Genomic DNA, 15,847 nt, shown 5'->3' on the forward strand with positions numbered 1-15,847 from the left:
GTCCCTTTCATGTATAAAACTCTACCCCCCATTATACCCAAACTTTAAGCAAAAAGTATCATTTTATTTGAGGAAAATTTTTACTAGCGGTTGTTTGGCGAGGGTTTTCGTTCATAACCAGTGACCATTGCTTGAAGACGGCTAATATCCTCAGTTAGACTTAGATAAATGTGGACAGGTATTGTCGCAAGAAAATAGATTGTGATAATAAACTTAGTCCATCGAAGTACCTGAAAACCTCCTATTAACCGCCAAACCCATATAAGGTGTTCCCCTTGCCAATAAGAAGTCAGTCCGAGAAAACTTGCCAATAGAAAAAGGAGAAACCATGAGAAGTAGATCAATAGCTGCCCGCTATTATATTTTCTTGCTGGCGGCGGAGAAGAACGCAGGAAGAAATAATAGGCCATAAGTTGAGGGAAATGTTTGAGGTCCTGGATTTTGGGGATTAATGAATCATCCCGCCGGATTAGAGCGTCAGCAATACGTATCGCCAAAAATCCCATTGAAAACCAGCCAAAGACTAGATGAGCAGTTAAAACTTTACTGAAATTTAAGGCCAAAAAACTTGCAGGTTTATGTAACTGAAGGCCAGTCAAGATTACTACAATTAGACTTGTGGCGAATCCCCAATGGAAGATTCTAACCCAAATTGGCTGGGACTGAACAATAGTTCCCTTCACGTTACCTTTCTTAAGTTGTTTCACGAGAGGTTTTCTTAGTTTGACATGGTGTTTCATGATTAGCTACCTTGCCTTTATATCACACATTTGGCCTCTGAATAAGTTTGTAAAATTGAAGAAGTAAGGAGCCTATATTCAAATTAGGGACTGTTAAAGGGAATGTCCAGCGGAACTCAGGATCAGACTTGGATTTTTAAGGCGTGTACTTTTTCTCCGTCAATAATATGCACACTGCAAGAAAAGCAAGGGTCGAAGGAGCGAATAATACGGCCCGCTTCCTTAAGATCATCGGATTGGATTTTTAATCCGAGTAACGATGTTTCCCCGACACTGCGGGTTCCTGTTTCATCACGTGCACCAAAGTTTATAGCAGAAGGCGTAACGATTTGAAAATGTTTAACTCGCCCATTTTTAACAGCCGCCCAATGCCCTAGGGTTCCGCGCATCGCTTCGTGGAGTCCGATGCCTACTCCGGAATCCTGCCCTATTTTTGTATCAAGTGTTTCCGCCCCAGGTTCAAGGCGATTGAGCCACTCCAGAGCAGCTTTGGCGATCTTCTTGGTTTCAAGTGCGCGTGCCCATGTCCTGGCAAGGGCACCATGTCCTATGACCTCTTCTTTGTTGATAATGGCCCGTGCCAAGGGGCCCGCTTCTACGGGTTGACCACGATAGCGAGGAGATTTAACCCAGGTATATCCTTTGGGCTGACTGCGGTCGGGGACTGTATCCTCTTCCATGGGATGGAGAGGACCGTGGGGTTTGTACCAAGCACTTGTAACATCTTCCGTGACATGTTTTTCAGAAAAGCTTTCTCGCTTACCTTGAAGAATGACCCCTTGCGGGAAGAGTGTGCTTCCCTCTGGATTGGGAAAACCACCGACTGACATATAGTTACCGATCCCTTTTCCAAGGTCAACGTACTCAGGATAGCGCTTCATAATCAGAGTAATATCTGGAAGAAGGACATCGTCAATAAAGCCCATGATCTCTATCAAATATCCGCGATAACGATTCACCTTATCAGCATCAACTTCCATACTAGCACCACCGGGAACAAGCCCATGACCATGAGGGGCCTTGCCTCCGAAAACCCCGAAAGCAGCATGGGCAACTCGAGATATATCTAAAGCCTTAAAATAGTGTTCGGTCATTTGTGTATCTTCCTTGCTGGATAAGCGTAGGTCTGCTTCTGAATGGGGAACAAACGGTGCAATATCCGGTCCACGAAAATAATCGGGTAGGGTGAAAAGGTAGATGTGACGAAGATGGTTTTGGATGAAATCACCGGTGAGGATTAGATTGCGTATTAATTGCCCATTGGGAGGGACATGCATTCCTAAAGCTTGTTCTACTGCGAGGGCGGCTGTAATAGCATGAGCGGAAGAACATATGCCACAAATGCGCTGGGTATAATAAGGCATATCCATGGCGGAACGTCCAATTAAAATTTGTTCGAACCCTCGATAAAGTGTATCGGAAATAAAGGCGTCTTTAATTTCCCCGTCTTCGAGCCAAGCCTCCAGTAACATAGGATTGTGGATTCGAGTCACAGGAAAGATTATTTTCTTTTCCAGCTTAGTCACTCCTAATTTTTTAAGTTTTCTTTAGCCGATACTGATGAAAGGTCTTGACCTTTTTGACGGCAGGCCGATGTTGAGCTTTGACAGAGGTCCTAAGTAAATTCTTTTGGATGCGACCCTTATAGAGAGATGTCGCGACATGTCCGGTAATAGCTATGGAGGTTAATCCTAAAACTCCAAGCCCAATCGCGTCCGTGTTAACTTTTGTGCCTCCGGGGAAGGGAATGTCGGGCAAGTGAACGGTGAACGGGGACATCAAATCCGGATAACCGGGTTCTGTGCACCCGATACACGGCGTATTACAGCCGATCGGCCAATTGATATGGTCATTCCAACGACGAATCGGGCAGTCGGCATAGGTGACTGGTCCTTTACAGCCGACACGAAAAAGGCATTCCTTCTGTCCAATTTCTGTGGCAAAAATCCCTTGGTCATAATAGCGCCTGCGAGGACAGCGGTTATGGATGGTTTCTCCATAAAATAGTTTTGGCCGCCCATATTTTTCAAGTTCAGGTTCACCATATAAGGCTAAATGGAGTAGGGTCCCCATAATCCAATCTGGATGGGCAGGACATCCTGAAACGTTAATGACTCTCCGTTCAGGAAGGATGTTCTGGACGCCAGTTGATTGGGTTGGGTTAGGGTAACCGGCAACCGGGCCGCCGTAAGTGGCACAGTGTCCAATAGCAACCACGTATTTTGCCTTTAGCCCTAGGCGTCGAACAAGTTCCAGCCCTGTAACTAGTTTGCCGTTCTCATAAGCAACATGGTTATAATGACCGCCGTCACGTTGAATCATAGATCCTTGGACAATGAGAATATATTCATTGGGCATTTTTTCATACGTTTCCTGAAGAACTTGGTAGGCAGCATCTCCTTGAGCTTGCATCATGGTCCAATCATAACGCCAATCGGTAATGTTGGTGAGGATATCTGAAAAGGTAGGTGTCCAAATATTATCAAGGGAGATACTATCTCCGGTACAAGTGCCAGTCTCAATCATGACCACAGGAAGTTTTTTAACCTCACCAGCTGCTACGGCTTCTGCTAGAGGAGGAGAGATAAGCTGATAAAAATTCCCTAATACAGCACCTTTGACCACTAATTTCAGAAAGTCACGTCGGCTTAACATATTTAATCCTCCTTGAAAGGTTATTATTTCCAAAAAGAGAAGATTAAACTCAATTTTACATAAATAATGTGAAAATAATATTGACTAAACGGCTAAAATAAAGTAAGATTACTATCGTCCGTAAAATGCCGATGTGGCTCAGAGGTAGAGCAGCTCACTCGTAATGAGCAGGTCGTCGGTTCGATTCCGACCATCGGCTCCATAGGAAACTTAGACCCCGCAAGCGATTGCGGGGTTTTTGCATTTCGTGGAATTGGCTCATTTTTACTTATCGTTGCAATAGCGTTGCAACCCAGTTTTTTACGTTGCTGCAACGCCTTTTTTCTTTTTCTTTGGTCTCAAGTGGCTATCTATTTTCGAGGCTACTTTTTCTTTTTAGTTTTCTTCGGACTCGGGTATAGATTTTAGTTGTCCTTATGTCAGTGTGACCGAGTAGCTCCTGAATAATTCTTAAATCCTCTGGCTTCTTCAGGAGAATCGAAGCAAAAGTATGGCGAAGAGCATAAAGTTTTGATGAGGGATCACACACTTAATTAAGATACAGACGGAGGGATTGCCCTTCCTACGGATGCTACATGGTCAGATATACTTGCGGTAGTGCCAGGGATTAAGACGGGGAAGAAGTGGGCAATCGGTGTAAAGTCAACTACTAATGGTACTGACTATGGATACGGTTCTTATGGTCTGCTAGAAGTTACAGGGTTGACGTTTAGGCCCTCAGCTATATTAGCTACCAAAGAGACGACAATTATGCCATAGGGGTTTACGCGAATACAGGGGCTATCATGCTGGATTTTTTTCATAACGGTACAAGCTGGACACATTCAACTGCAACATTAGTTACTGCTATGTATATCGGAAGAAGAATTTATTTCGACAAAACAATTGGAAACGTAATACTAGACAAAGCTTAAATGCGTGGTGGCGTTAGAGAAACAACGTGGGAAGCAGATTTTGTATCTTATGTCGAACTAGCGTAACGAGTACCAGAAACAGTAGGAGTTATTCAGTTAGAGTACGGACAGTATCGACAAGACTTTGCAGAGTGCAACGGGTATAGGGTTAATCCTGACACGTTAGCAGTAGAGTTTAGCTATCCAGATCCGAATTTGCCACCAGAGGAGCAACCTGAATCAGTTTATCAAGTGCCTTTGAGCGAGGAAGTAGGCGGTCTTAAATCCTTAGTGTTTGACCTAGACACAAGATTAATGACGATAGAAATGGGAGGAATGTAACATGACAAACTTCGAGAAAGCTAAGTTCTACTATGAAAATAAGTACACAAACGAGGCTGGACTTCAACGCTGTGTGGGTTACGGATTTATTTCTTATGCAGAGTATTACAGTGTTACCAAAGATAAGTTATTCCTTAAATCGGAAGTTGTAGCGGGCAAACTTAGTGTAATTGATTATGAGGCAATTACAGGAGAAGCTTACACAGTGTAGTAGACATCAGACGCATTATGTGGAATCGATGTTTACCGATAAACACGCTTTTAATTTGGCAAAGTGCTAGCGATGAAAAAGATTTTGGGCGACCCCCTAATAATCTGGTCCCTGGAACGTAATAAGTTTTGTGGAGAATTAAACTGTAGGGAATACCTGGGAAATTATTTATTTATCCTGTAGCTTATACGGATGCACAAATATTGGAAGCGCCGTATAATAAATCAGGATATAAGAGTCGTAGGCTCACACCTGCACTAATCCACCTTTGTAGGATGCACTGTATACTATATGTTCCGATCGGCAGTTGTGGCAACAGCTGCCGATCATCCTTTACGTTAGGGGGCGATTGCTTTGAGAAAACAGTTTAAAAATAAACTGATAGAACAGCTTAATTTAAATCTGGATTTCTTGCTTAATGCCCCAGAGGTTAAGCAGGAACAAATTGAGCAACTTCTTGAATGTTTAGCACTAATCGATCAATGCATCGATCAGACTATGCTACTAACTATCATTGAGGAGTTAGATGGGCAACTTCCACGGGCTGAAAATCCGTTGAGCAATTAGGTAAAGGTATTAAAATAACCGTCAATGTGACGGTTATTTTTTATGGGTAACAATGTTATGTGATTAGATAAGCTTCACAACAGACTCATTATGCGCAGTAAGGAGATCATGAGAATAACGCCCGGAAAGGCGTTATTGGACTAAGTATTGCTTTCGTTTTTCGTTAGTCCTACTTGCATGTAAAACCTCTTTGATTGAACTATTCCTGCATTTGACGAAGTTATACAATGCACCAGTCCTTATAACTGAAGTGGACACTCTTAATTCGAAGACCGAAGCTCAACTCAAAAAAACATAATATTTCAAAAGCCGTAATCGTTGGTGGGACAGCAGTAGTTAGTCAAACCATCGAAAAGTATCTGAAAAGGCTTAGTATCTCTGTTGATAGGATCGCTGGATATACAATGTACGATACCGCAATGCTAATTACAGATCGTTTCCTGCAAAGGATAGTCTTGCTGGATTCTTTGTTGCAGGGGATGAGTATACGGATGCACTAACTGTAGCTCAGGCAGCCGCCTCCTACTGTTTACCGATCTTACTTTAAAAACAGCCTTGCGCCAATTGATCGCATTTGTATTCGATCTACTACCGAATAAACCCAAGAACAAAGAATCGCTGGTCAACTACACAACTGGATTATTGAATTGCCCAGTTATATCAAGGTTTTATTTGCACAACTGCGCGGAACGTGCATGTGAATTGAAACCTAGTACCGAAGCTTACAGTGAGAGTAAGGAAAAAACGTAATCTGACTCTTATTCCTTGTGCAAACCATAATAGTAATCATTGGTTACGTAGCCAGCCCTAAAACAATGCTCCAAATGTAACTAATTTCCATTAGATGAGAATCATATCCTTGGAATATGAAGTTTTGGGTTTATAGGACTCAGCCAATGCAAAGGCCCTCTCAGAGGCCAGCACTACTTGCGCTGTATAAGATATATTTTACCTTTGGTTCAGAATAGGTGGTAACAAATTTATGCAAGAAGATTGGACAGTTATCGGACAGGTAATGTTTTTTTTAGTAAATGACTATTTTCCGGTGAAGCAACTAAAAAAAATATGTCGGAATTCATTACATTGAAAATGAAAGTCATTTCCCCTTTACTGAGTATATTACAATATCAAATAATTTGCTCCTTGCGGCTTGATGATAGTCGGCGATAATGATACTGTTTCATGTTTTGTGGACTATCATGACCATGTAGGGAGATACAACGCAACGCCTAGAAATTTTCCTGAGGGTTGTTTAAGTCTGTATAAATATTCATCTATGCAAGATTCTTTTTAGGGAAGGCAATTATTTTGGCACTTCCTGAGATAGGTTCTGGGGGCTCGGGTTCCTTTTTTGCTTCAGGTTTTAAAGCATTCTCAATGGAACCTTGCAGCTTAATCTTTCATGCCAGCGTATACATGCCATAGAGGCGCTTTGAAGTGGCAGGATCCGCGTGGCCAGCTCTTCGCGGGTACCGTCAAGAGTTTTTCGCAAAATTAATATCTGCTTGGTTAAATAATTTAGTTAACGGTGACCCCACATTAAGACTTGATATGGGGGCTGAGGATGCTACCGTGCGACACGTTTCTAGACACATAAGAAAATCTAGACATTGGCCATTGAAAGGTTTTCTTTAATACTCCGACAGGCATTAGATGTATGAGCTTTGAATTGTCTGAAGCTCGGTGAAGTCGCATGAGAATTGCCCTATGGGAATCAAACCCTGTGGGAAACCCATCCAGAGGTGGTTGGCGCGATCTATAGTGCGGAAGTCTATAAAACACCTATGGTAAGAATGTAGCTAATAACTACCGACGAAGTTCCGAGCGTACGGGGGATTATCCGAACTGATAGAAATGTCAGACAATTAATTGATTGGTAGATGAGGGTTAGTAAAACTGGTAGCCCTGAAAACCCTTATGATGTTACAGGCATCATCACGTCTACAAACCCAGAGGAACTACCTAAGGGTATATGCACAGATAGAGATGTTGGAACGTGGTAAGCGAAGAATAGTGAGGTCTTATAACCAATGAACTATCCCCTTCGTGAAAGTAGGGTCACAGTACCAATGAAACCGTGATAATAAGTGGTGGAGGGATAGGCCCAAGTCAATCTATTATAAATGAAAACTTACTACCACATAATTATTCCATAGGTTCTGGTGAGACTAAAAGAGGCTAACCTCGAAAGGAGGTGTTGCCGACTATGGCTACCACTACCGCGAATACCAAGTTGCGCCACAATGAATATTATGGGCAACAAAGTAACTTTGATAAATTGTATAAAAGAAGTCTTAATGGTGCAAATTTTAATAAACTATACGATAAAATTGTAGAAGAAAACAACATTCTGTTGGCCTATCGAAATATCAAGGCTAACACAGGAAGTAAGACAGAGGGCACTGACGGTTTAACTATCAAGGACATTGCAGATATGACAAATGAACAGGTTCTTACAATGGTAAGAGGAAGATTAAAGCGCTACACACCGCAATCGGTCAGACGGATAGAAATTTTAAAAGACAATGAAAATTGCGTCCTCTCGGTATTCCCACTATGTCCGATCGATTGATTCAGCAGTGTATACTTCAAATTCTTGAGCCAATCTGTGAAGCGAAGTTTCATAATCATAGCTATGGCTTTAGACCCAATAGAAGCACTGAACATGCTAAAGCCACAATGGCCAAGATGATTAACATACAGCACCTACACTTTGTTGTGGATATAGACATATTAGGCTTCTTTGATAATGTAAACCATGGAAAGCTTCTTAAACAGATGTGGACTATTGGAATTCAGGATAAAAACCTTCTCTGCATTATATCAGCTATGTTAAAGGCGGAAATTAAAGGAATAGGAATCCCCACTAAGGGAGTTCCTCAGGGTGGATTATGTTCTCCGTTATTTTCCAACATAGTCCTAAATGAATTAGATTGGTGGATTAGTAATCAATGGGAAAGTCTTGAATCTTCATACCCGTATGTCCGAAATGATCACAAACTTAGGGCGTTACGCGATAGCACAAAGCTCAAGGAATGCTACATCATTCGGTATGCAGATGACTGTGCGCCACGAAGGCGCGTTCAAGCGACAGAAACTGTCGCTTGAATAGCAGCCATGCTGCACAGAAGATGAGGGTAGGCCCCTCGGAATCGCTATACAGGTAGAGATTTCAAACCACCTTAAGCTGCTTTGGTCAAAAGCCATGGTAGTGAGCGTTAAGGAAAAGGCGAGGCTTGACCTCGTCAGGTATGTGCTATGGAGAAGAATACAGATGAACCGCTGATAACGTGTCGAAAGCGTAGGAACGTCATCAAAACCGGGAGGTAGTCGTTGGCCCGGGATAAGTCTGGAGGAAACCTGTTTACTGTCCAGGCGGTGGCCGGCATGAAGGTGGCTTGAACATAGCATAGGCTTTTGTGTGGAACGTGGGAACCTGCACTTCGATGCTAAGAGAAAAATTCAAGTGGAAGACCCACAAGGATGAAAGTATCGATGCGGAGTGCAGGGGCGGAACAACCTGTAGTAGTGATGAGACTTCGTAATGGATGTGGAGGCAAAGGGGTTGTGTTATCCAGTTTTGAATAGCGGTCAACCGCAAGGGAGGAACCAATGGACGAAACAAAGTCTTATGAAATCTCCAAACATGTCGTGGTAGAGGCATTTATGAGAGTAAAAGCGAATAAGGGTGCGGCTGGTATCGATGGAGAGGACCTAGAAACGTTCGAGGCCAATTTAAAGAACAACCTCTATAAGATTTGGAACAGGATGTCATCCGGTAGTTACTTTCCACCAGCCGTGAAGGCGGTGGAAATACCGAAGAAAAATGGCGGAACGCGCATGCTTGGAGTGCCAACGGTGGCCGATCGTGTAGCGCAAATGGTGGCGAAAATCTATTTTGAACCAAGGGTAGAACCCTATTTTCATCCCGATTCATATGGATACCGTCCGGGTAAGTCTGCTATTGACGCACTCAAGATTACTCGCCAGCGATGCTGGAGGTATGATTGGGTACTAGAATTCGATATTAAGGGGTTGTTTGATAATATTGACCACGAATTACTAATGAAAGCAGTCTACAAACATACGGACAATCCTTGGGTTATTTTATATATTAAAAGATGGCTTAAGGCACCTTTTCAAATGCCAGACGGAACAGTCGAGGAACGGACGAAAGGAACTCCGCAGGGTGGAGTCATTAGTCCGGTTTTAGCAAATCTGTTTCTTCATTATGCGTTTGACAAATGGATGGAAAAGTACCACCCAAACAAACCGTTTGCTCGATACGCAGATGATGCTGTGGCGCACTGCCGTAGCAGACAAGACGCCGAAAGACTACGGAAGAGTTTGGAGACACGGTTTGCAGAATGTGGTTTGGAACTTCATCCGATAAAAACACGTATTGTCTACTGCAAGGATGATGACCGGCGCGGAAACCATCTTGAGACAACCTTTGATTTTCTTGGATATACATTTCGCCCAAGGAGATCAAAGAACAAAGATGGAAAGTTCTTCATAAACTTTACGCCAGCTGTCAGCAACAAAGCAAAGAAGGCTATGCAACAAACAATACATGACTGGCGCATGCACCTGAAGCCAGATAAATCTCTGGAAGATTTGTCCCACATGTTTAATCCCGTACTAAGGGGATGGGTCAATTACTATGGACGCTTTTACAAGTCGGAAATGTACTCTGTACTTAGACACATGAATCGAGCGCTGGTTCGATGGGCTAGACGTAAATACAAGAAACTAGAAATACATCAACGGCGGGCAAACGCTTGGCTTGGCAGAGTTGCTAGACGCGAGCAGAAGCTATTCGTTCAATGGCAAATGGGGATTTTGCCCGGGGCTGGATAATGGGAGCCGGATGAGCCGAGAGGGTGCGCTGTGTCATACGTAGAAAGAATTGTCCGGTTACCGGATCAAAGTCCTTGGAAACACTTTGAGAACAACACCTTACCTGAATTCGAAAGGAAGAGGGAACAAGAGCATGGTGATAAAGCGCGGATGATTTGAAGATTGTGTAGAATCAGGTTGCGCAAGTTCTGTCCGATACGGTTAAAGCTAGACTGCCTAAACTTAAATTACCAGTGATGGAAGCTCACATCTGAGGATACACAATCTAAATGCTCCTCACTTATGGCATATCCGAAATAGCGTTTCTTTCGGAGAAATCCAGAGTCATAAGACATTGAACAATGAGTTCAAGCAAGGTAATGAGTGGGAACCTAAGTCGGACTATTACGTTCTTCCTGCGCAGAACATGGGATTCCCTAAGGGAGGCGACTTCTATGGGAACGGAGTCTTCGTAGTATCCAACGTGGCGGTTGTAATGACCGTTGCACAGGCGGACTTTAATATATGCCGCTGGATCGTTTGTACCACCGAAAGGGTAACCGAGTATGCGGGAGATCAGGAGAAGGAAGACAGGTGGTTACGATATCAATCGCTTGGAGGTATGCGAAATGCAGAAGGCCGAAAAAGTATTGGATATCATCGGCGACAGAGGCAAGCGAAAATTACCGTTATATCGCATCTACCGTTTGCTCTACAACAAAGAATTGTATCTTATCGCTTACAAAAATATTTATGCCAACAGCGGCGCGATGACGAAGGGCGTGACAGACGAAACAGTTGATGGCGTGTCCATTGCCAAGATTGATCGAATTATCGATCAACTGAAAAAGGAAACCTATCGTTTTGCGCCCGTCAGACGTATGTATGTCAAGAAAAAGGGTAGCAAGAAGCAACGCCCTCTCGGACTGCCAACATGGTCAGACAAATTACTCCAAGAAGTCATTCGTCTGATTCTGAATATCTACTTTGATCCGCAATTCAGCAACGCCTCTCACGGTTTCCGTTCCAATCGGGGATGCCACACGGCACTGGATTCTATTCGGGCTAAAGGTGGTTGGAAAAGTGTAAAATGGTTCGTTGAAGGCGATATCCGCGACTGTTTTGGCAGTATCGATCACGGCATTCTACTTGGAATTCTGGCTGAAAAAGTGAAAGACAATCGCTTCGTGAGACTGATGAAACACTTTCTGGAATGTGGGTATATGGAAGACTGGAAATATAACGCTACCCTAAGCGGATGCCCGCAGGGTGGGATTTTAAGTCCTTTGCTATCTAACCTCTATATGGACAAGTTCGACCAGTTTATGGAGAATCACATCCTCCCTGTCTATAACTGCGGGGGCAGAAGGACAGAGAACAAAACCTACAAAGCGCTGAGCAACCAAGTTAAAAAGCACATGCGCCATCAAGACTGGAAGATAGTAAAGGAGCTCAACAAGCAGAGACAATCCATGCCTTCCAAAGATACGAATGACCCGGCATTCAGACGACTCTATTATATCCGTTATGCGGATGACTGGTTATTGGGCGTTTCAGGCCCTATGCAGGATGCGATCAAGGTCAAGGAACAAATTAGAACCTTTCTCGTGAGTGAGCTAAAATTAACGCTTAGCGAAGAAAAGACCTTGATTACCCATGCGAAAACCGAAAAAGCGCGATTTCTCGGCTATGACATCCACGTACTGCATCAGGATACGAAACATGACAAACGAGGACAACGCAGCATCAATGGGGTGATCGGCTTTCGCGTTCCAGATGAGAAGATGAAAGACAAAGCAAGACAATATAAGAAGAGCGGAAAACCAATTCATCGAAAAGAGCGGACGGTCAACTCCGATTTTGATATTATTTCCCAATACCAGTCCGAATTTCGTGGATTCGCTCAATACTATCTTCTTGCGTATAATGCTCATCAGTTGCATGGTCTCAAGAGAACAATGGAATTGTCTTTGGCACGTACCCTTGCGAATAAGTTCAAAACGACGGTCAACAAAATCTTCAAGTTGTACAAAACGACTCGTGAAACGGACGGACAAAGTTATAAGGTGCTTCAAACGGAAGTAAAACGTGAAGGTAAAAAGCCGTTGGTCGCTTACTTCGGGGGGTTTAAGCTCGGATACAAGAAGGATGCTGTAATTGTGGACGCGTTACCAATAGGGAAAGTGTTCAGCATTAAGAGCCAACTTATTGATCGTCTAATGAAGGATACATGTGAGTTATGTGGATCAAGTGGAAATATTGAAATGCACCACGTCAAGAAACTGAAAGACCTAGAAAATAATGGTAGAAAAGAAAAACCGGAATGGATGAAACGAATGACGGCTATGAGAAGGAAAACACTCGCAGTATGTCTCGAATGCCACGCCAGAATCCACTCAGGTAAGTATGACGGTAAGAGATTTATATGCGCTAATGTCGGCTGACAGTGAATCACTGGCGAGCGGAGTGCACAGGAAACTTGCACGCTCCGTTCTGAGAGGGGCATCTGGAAAAGTACTATTTTCGGATAGCAACTCGCTGGGTGCCTACTCTACTTCAAGTCCGGTTCTGAGAGAGACTGGGGGTGAAATTCCCCCGGTCTACTCACCTTAAAATCATGTGTCCAACCAGAGATGTAGCAGAAAGAATGTTCGTCGCAGTTAAACTCTGGCTTAAAGAAAGATTAAACCTTGAAATAAGTCCAGATAAATCCAAGATTACAAACTTGCGAAAGAAAACATCTGAGTTCCTAGGGTTCTCAATCAAAGCTGTCGTTAAGGGTAAAAAGAGAGTAGCTAACTCAAGGATAAAATCTAATGCCATCACTAAAATAATGGCAAAAGGGAAAGAGCTAATCAATAAAATCCAGAAGAATCCAACAGCCAAAAATAGAAGTCTCTACAATTCTTATGTTCTTGGAACCCACAACTATTACCGTATAGCAACACATTGTACCCTTGACTTCTCAAAAATCGGATATTATCTTGATAGGCTAATTAAAATAAGGTGGAAGTCAATATCCACTAAGACAGGCTCTCCTAGCATGATATATTTGGAGAAATACAAGGGATATGACAAGAAGAAGACATATGTTAAGGGCCTCATCATATTCCCCATGTCAGCATGTAAAACTAAGAATGCAATGAACTTCTCTAAACAGGTCAACAAATATACGCCTGAAGGGAGAAAGCTCATTCACAAATCAATTGACAAAGTATCAGACTTCGAGTTGGTTTATCTGGTGAAAAATCCAGTAGTAAATCAAGCATAGAGTATAACGACAATCGAATATCCCTATTTTCTGCTCAAAGCGGAAAATGTAGTTACTCGGTGTAAGATTAAAGGTAAATGATTTCCACTGTCGTCATATTATCCCAATTAACGATAATGGCAATGACAAATACCAAAATCTAGTCATAATCTCTCCTGATATCCACAGATTGATACATGCAACCAAATCCGAGACAATTCATCAAATACTGGCGAAACTCGAACTATCTAAAAAGCAGTTAGTTAAAGTGAATAAATTCAGAGTAATAGTAGGAAATATTGTGATATTAAGGAAGTAATTTTAGATTGATGGAACGCCGCATGCCATAAAAATGGCACGTGCGGTGTGGAGCAGGGGAAAAAGTGGAGATTGTATCAAAGCTTTACCTATTGCTATCTTTAGGGTTGGAATGGGGCTACGAAGAAGGAATACATCATATGAGCCTCATCCCTCGACCTATTGAAGCATCCGACGTAGGGTCCCATGTCAAGTCTACCCCAGAATGTCCGGATGGTTTCTGGAAATTAACCAGCCACTAGGTTATTTTCTTTGTTCAGTTCCTCAAGATGTTTCATGCTCATATAAAGCTTTGTTCCCCAATCTTTGCTGGCTACATATCTTAGACGAGAGCAGACCAACATCAAAGCAGAGTTGCCATCTGGAAATGTACCCACGACACGGGTTCTGCGGCGAATTTCTCGGTTCAGCCTTTCGATGACATTGTTACTACGAAGTTTTGACCAGTGGGCCTGAGGAAAATCCATGTAGGTTTAGGTCTCCAAAATACTGTCTTCAACCTTTCTAGCGGCTTCTTTTAACTTCAGATCCCGAAGTTTGGTTACAACGACAGCTGCTTTCTCTTTGGCTGCAGTTTTATCCTCTTGGGCGTGGATTGCCTTAAGCATGGCCGCTACTTCTTTCATCTTTGAACGAGGGGTTACTGAGAATACGTTTCGGTAAAAATGAACATTACAGCGTTGGAATTTGGCGTTAGGAAAGGTTTCGTTGACTGCTTCCAGTAATCCCAGGCATTTGTCACCGATAAATAATTGGGTTCCTGAAAGTCCACGCTCTCTTAAGCTTTTCAGGAATTCTTGCCAACTTACTTTATCTTCTTTCATTCCCTCAGAAGCTCCTATTACCTCTCTGTAACCGTCTTCATTGACCGCCATGGCGATCAGGATCGCTACGTTCTCATACTCGCCACCCCAGTTGCGTTTTAGATAGATGCCATCAACCTAAACATAGGGATACTTGCCTTTTAACGGTCGATTACGCCATGTATCAATGTGACCATATACCTTTTTGTTTAACTGGCTGACGGTTCCGGCAGAGACCTTGCTGCCCCATAGGGCTTGGGTTATATCCTCCACACGCCGAACCGAAACTCCTGCTAAATACATTTCAATGAGAGCTTCTTCTCTGAACTTTCCCTACGGCGGTATTGCTCAATGATGGCAGTTTCAAAGGCTACACCTTTTAGCTTAGGCATTTTTAACTTAACTTCTCCAGAGGTTGTCGTTAGATTTCGCTCATAATGTCCAGATCGGTAGCCTTTACGTTCTTCTGTACGCTCATATCGACTGGCATTTGTTAACTCCGCTGCTTCTTGTTCCAATAAATTGTTAAGTGTTTCCTCCACACTATTGCGTACTAATTCCTTTAACATCCTGCTTTATTGCGCCTTCATTTAAGTGTATAATTTTCTCAGACATATTCGCAGCTCCTTTTTGGTAGATTTTGTGTGGTAACTTTATCTTACCAAGCAGTTGCGTTTATGTCCCTATTTATTTGGACAATTTTAATTTGCGAAATTTATAATACCTTATCTCCATATTAGCCTGGCAAGTAAAAATACAATTCCAACTAAAGCAATTAAGGCATTGTTGTTACAAAGGGAATAACAGGGCCAATGTAAAAGGCCTAGGCGTTAACCTAGGCCTTTTGGAGTAAATATAAGCGTTAAAATATAATCTTTAAAATTAACCAAATGATTAACAATAAAACTACGATGATTCCTATAAACATTTAATTTCACCTCCACATTTTAATCTCATAAGACAGAATGAGAAGGCCCATAACTTATACTATGAAGCATGTCCATTAAGTGTTAATTGATTAATTGATAAGGGTAATCGCTGTGTCAGGATTGAATGCCAATAATCAGGATGAAGTAGGGCGATGGATACAAAGTCTTATAGATGCGAATAAGCTGCATGACTTTTATGTGTCTAGCTTTTGGTTAAGGTTACTGTAAGCAGTCAAGTAAAACCAGCAACTTTTCGCCACAAACCATACAACATTTTATTACTGGGTAATAGTCTTCCTA

At 42.6% G+C, this 15,847-nt stretch carries 11 protein-coding genes, 1 tRNA gene and 3 pseudogenes; 10 read left to right on the top strand and 5 right to left on the bottom strand.

From position 1 onward, the window contains the following. Positions 1–83: 83 nt before the first annotated feature. From M8E35_RS15370 to M8E35_RS15380, 3 genes are all read right to left on the bottom strand, one after another. On the bottom strand, positions 84–740 hold the full coding sequence (locus tag M8E35_RS15370) for a cytochrome b/b6 domain-containing protein (RefSeq protein ID WP_252470056.1): 657 nt from the start codon (positions 738–740) through the stop codon (positions 84–86). 122 nt (positions 741–862) lie between these two features. Next, a complete protein-coding gene (locus tag M8E35_RS15375) occupies positions 863–2,266 on the bottom strand; it encodes a nickel-dependent hydrogenase large subunit (RefSeq protein ID WP_252470057.1) in 1,404 nt (467 codons plus the stop codon). 10 nt (positions 2,267–2,276) lie between these two features. Then, complete coding sequence (locus M8E35_RS15380) at positions 2,277–3,395, bottom strand: hydrogenase small subunit (protein ID WP_252470058.1); 1,119 nt, start codon at positions 3,393–3,395, stop codon at positions 2,277–2,279. Positions 3,396–3,522: 127 nt separating this feature from the next. Here M8E35_RS15380 and M8E35_RS15385 point away from each other — a divergent pair. Next, positions 3,523–3,597 (top strand) — tRNA-Thr (locus M8E35_RS15385). Between the two features lie 144 nt (positions 3,598–3,741). On the opposite strand, the gene M8E35_RS26960 is transcribed toward M8E35_RS15385, so the two are convergent. Beyond that, positions 3,742–3,924 carry a tyrosine-type recombinase/integrase gene (locus M8E35_RS26960; RefSeq protein WP_373887457.1) on the bottom strand — a complete coding sequence of 61 codons (183 nt, stop codon included), beginning with the start codon at positions 3,922–3,924 and terminating at the stop codon, positions 3,742–3,744. A 707-nt stretch (positions 3,925–4,631) separates the two neighbouring features. Here M8E35_RS26960 and M8E35_RS15395 point away from each other — a divergent pair. The 9 genes and pseudogenes from M8E35_RS15395 (at position 4,632) to M8E35_RS15430 (ending at position 14,057) form a co-directional block, all read left to right on the top strand. Next, positions 4,632–4,841, top strand: a complete 210-nt coding sequence (locus M8E35_RS15395) for a hypothetical protein (protein WP_252470059.1) — start codon at positions 4,632–4,634, stop codon at positions 4,839–4,841. A 354-nt stretch (positions 4,842–5,195) separates the two neighbouring features. Beyond that, positions 5,196–5,408 (top strand): hypothetical protein, encoded by a 213-nt coding sequence (locus M8E35_RS15400; protein ID WP_252470060.1) that lies wholly within the window; start codon positions 5,196–5,198, stop codon positions 5,406–5,408. A 534-nt stretch (positions 5,409–5,942) separates the two neighbouring features. After that, a pseudogene (locus M8E35_RS27180) lies at positions 5,943–6,109 on the top strand (IS4 family transposase); the annotation flags it as partial. Positions 6,110–7,614: 1,505 nt separating this feature from the next. Then, positions 7,615–8,471, top strand: a pseudogene (locus M8E35_RS15410) (reverse transcriptase domain-containing protein); the annotation flags it as partial. Positions 8,472–9,020: 549 nt separating this feature from the next. After that, positions 9,021–10,268, top strand: a complete 1,248-nt coding sequence (gene ltrA, locus M8E35_RS15415) for a group II intron reverse transcriptase/maturase (RefSeq protein ID WP_252470061.1) — start codon at positions 9,021–9,023, stop codon at positions 10,266–10,268. Positions 10,269–10,298: 30 nt separating this feature from the next. Continuing rightward, entirely contained in the window at positions 10,299–10,427 is a 129-nt protein-coding gene (locus M8E35_RS26535) for a hypothetical protein (protein WP_289710859.1), read from the top strand. 449 nt (positions 10,428–10,876) lie between these two features. Beyond that, complete coding sequence (locus M8E35_RS15420) at positions 10,877–12,691, top strand: reverse transcriptase/maturase family protein (RefSeq protein WP_252470062.1); 1,815 nt, start codon at positions 10,877–10,879, stop codon at positions 12,689–12,691. A gap of 140 nt (positions 12,692–12,831) precedes the next feature. After that, a complete protein-coding gene (locus M8E35_RS15425; protein ID WP_252470063.1) occupies positions 12,832–13,518 on the top strand; it encodes an RNA-dependent RNA polymerase family protein in 687 nt (228 codons plus the stop codon). Positions 13,519–13,880: 362 nt separating this feature from the next. Then, the gene (locus M8E35_RS15430) at positions 13,881–14,057 is read left to right on the top strand and encodes a hypothetical protein (protein WP_252470064.1); all 177 of its coding nucleotides are present in this window, start codon (positions 13,881–13,883) and stop codon (positions 14,055–14,057) included. On the opposite strand, the pseudogene M8E35_RS15435 reads toward M8E35_RS15430, so the two are convergent. Then, positions 14,043–15,233 (bottom strand): annotated as a pseudogene (locus tag M8E35_RS15435) (IS256 family transposase). The gene M8E35_RS15430 and the pseudogene M8E35_RS15435 sit on opposite strands and share 15 nt — an antisense overlap. Between the last annotated feature and the right edge of the window lie 614 nt (positions 15,234–15,847).

The organism is Desulfosporosinus nitroreducens, from assembly GCF_023897015.1.
Classification (GTDB): domain Bacteria; phylum Bacillota; class Desulfitobacteriia; order Desulfitobacteriales; family Desulfitobacteriaceae; genus Desulfosporosinus; species Desulfosporosinus nitroreducens.

Bases quoted from the DNA above. Each gene is read 5' to 3' on its own strand.
- M8E35_RS15370 (WP_252470056.1), bottom strand. From the start codon at position 740: ATGAAACACCATGTCAAACTAAGAAAACCTCTCGTGAAACAACTTAAG.
- M8E35_RS15380 (WP_252470058.1), bottom strand. From the start codon at position 3,395: ATGTTAAGCCGACGTGACTTTCTGAAATTAGTGGTCAAAGGTGCTGTA.
- M8E35_RS15395 (WP_252470059.1), top strand. From the start codon at position 4,632: ATGACAAACTTCGAGAAAGCTAAGTTCTACTATGAAAATAAGTACACA.
- ltrA (WP_252470061.1), top strand. From the start codon at position 9,021: ATGGACGAAACAAAGTCTTATGAAATCTCCAAACATGTCGTGGTAGAG.
- M8E35_RS15420 (WP_252470062.1), top strand. From the start codon at position 10,877: ATGCAGAAGGCCGAAAAAGTATTGGATATCATCGGCGACAGAGGCAAG.